The sequence below is a fragment of the Helicobacter sp. 11S02629-2 genome, from assembly GCF_002272875.1.
In the GTDB taxonomy this organism is placed as follows: domain Bacteria; phylum Campylobacterota; class Campylobacteria; order Campylobacterales; family Helicobacteraceae; genus Helicobacter_I.
Genome location: NZ_MLAN01000035.1, coordinates 1 through 2000, shown reverse-complemented (window position 1 = coordinate 2000; position 2000 = coordinate 1). Strand labels below are relative to the sequence as shown.

Below are 2000 nucleotides of genomic sequence, written 5' to 3'. Positions count from 1 at the left end.
ATCTAGCCTAGCATCCCTTTTTACATTGAGTGCATAAGCACACTTTAAACCACTAGGTTTAGTGTCATTAACTAAGATTCTTTCTCCTACTGGAAGAGAGTGAAGCAAGTAGTCATATCTTATGTTATTAGCTTTCAAAAACTCTTTTAAGTTTTTTATATAGCTTTCTTCTCTAGCTGTTAAAAGAACTATCTTATCACTAGGAGAAAGACTAGCTATAAACTCTTTTACGCCCGGAAGTAAGCTATCACCTTCTTTAGTCTTATAACCATTATGTTTAAGCAAGGTTCCATCTATATCAAGTAGCCAAGTTTTAGAGAGGGAAGAAAGGAGTAAAGGATTAGCCTTAGAAGTAAAATCTTTATCACTTTTAGATTCTAAACTAGCATCTATCTTAGTGCCTACTTTATTACTCATATCATTATTTGCATTAGCACTAGAGGCTATATTATCTATATTGCTATTATCTAAGCTATTAGAGAAGAGTTTTTTCATAGTATCTCTCCTGCATGGATTACTCCATTATAAAAAGCAGCACAGATAGAATCATAATCCTCCCAAGCATAAGTGGTCAAAGAAAGCCAGATGATTGAGTGAAGTGTTTTAATCTTAAGTCTATTAATATTTGGGATGTTATCAAAGAAGTACTCTTCCATATCTTCCCAGTTATTAGGCTTTATACTTAGCTCTATATCATCACTTTTAATATCAAGAGTGAACTTTTTTAGATTAAATTGATCATAGTTGCCTTTTAAAGAGTAATAAAGCTTAGCCCAGTCATAGTCTACATCTCCATAAAGCTTAGTATCTCCAAAGTAGCCTCTTGGGTCTAGTAAAGTAACTTGCATATTAAAAGTATCAAACATCATATTAGAAAAAGTACAATCCCCATGGATTAATCTAAAATCCATAGGACTCATAGAATCTAAAAGCTTTTCTAACCTTGCTTTGTCATAAAAGATGTTTTTGTAATATCTATGATTAATTCTAATAAATTCTTTATTTGCAAAAGGAACTAAGTCTTTAATAGTCTCTAGTCTTAAAAAGGTCTTAGTGATGTAATTAGACTTAATGTCTTCTAAGTTAGCTTTTATAGGAGGCACTAGATGATGCAAACTATCTAGGGCTTTTATAATCTTATAAAGTATTTCTTTCTTTTGGGATTTAGTTAGGCAGTCATACTCATAGATATTTTGTCCTTTTATAAGTCTCATCTCTAAAGGGTTATATTTATAAATCTCAGGTATATATTTAAATCCTTGCTCTTTTACAAACTTATACCAAGCAACTTCATCTTTAGCTATCTTTTTACCTTGGTCATCTATACCTTCTTTTATAACTAAGTCATTTTCAAACTTCAAAGAGTTAAATGGCCTCCATCTTTTTAAAGAGTATTTATTATTATCCATATAAGCTATCATGGTGCCTATTTCTTTAGTACCACTAAGAGCTAACTCTTTAAAGTCTATATTTTTAGATTGAAGATAAGGAACTAAGGCTCCACTTAAAGGCAACTCTTTTAAGATGCTTTTATCTTTAAAGATAAAAAGCCCTGCTATGCCTTGATCTTTTGAAGGCTCTTTTACTAGTAGAGAGTTTTTAAAAGACCATCTACATTCAAAGTCTTTTGAGATACCTATAAAATTAGCCTTTTCGCTAGGGAGTTTAAAGCTTTTAGGGAGTATTAGATCACACCAAAGTATCACTACTCTTTCATCATCTTTATAGTAGCTAAGGGCTTCTTTTATACCAGATGCAGTGCCCTTATCGCTTGCTTTTATAACTTTATACTTATAGTCTTTAGCAAAGACTTTCAGATATCTTTTTAAAACATCCATTTTATAATCAGCAATTATTAAAAACTCACTTTTAGGAAAATGTTTAAAGATATGAAAGATTATAGGGAGGTTGTCTACTGGGACTAAGCACTTAGGTTTATTTCTAGTCAGACCTTCTAGCCTTGTGCCACGACCCCCTGCTTGGATGATTAGTTTTTGCAT

2 protein-coding genes are annotated in these 2000 nt (G+C 31.7%); both read right to left on the bottom strand.

What is annotated here, in order from left to right:
- Positions 1-495 (bottom strand): hypothetical protein (locus tag BKH40_RS08520; RefSeq protein ID WP_219350162.1); only part of this gene is annotated, 495 nt, incomplete at its 3' end.
- Positions 492-2000 (bottom strand): NTP transferase domain-containing protein (locus BKH40_RS08515; RefSeq protein ID WP_095278600.1); only part of this gene is annotated, 1509 nt, incomplete at its 5' end. The genes BKH40_RS08520 and BKH40_RS08515, both read right to left, overlap by 4 nt.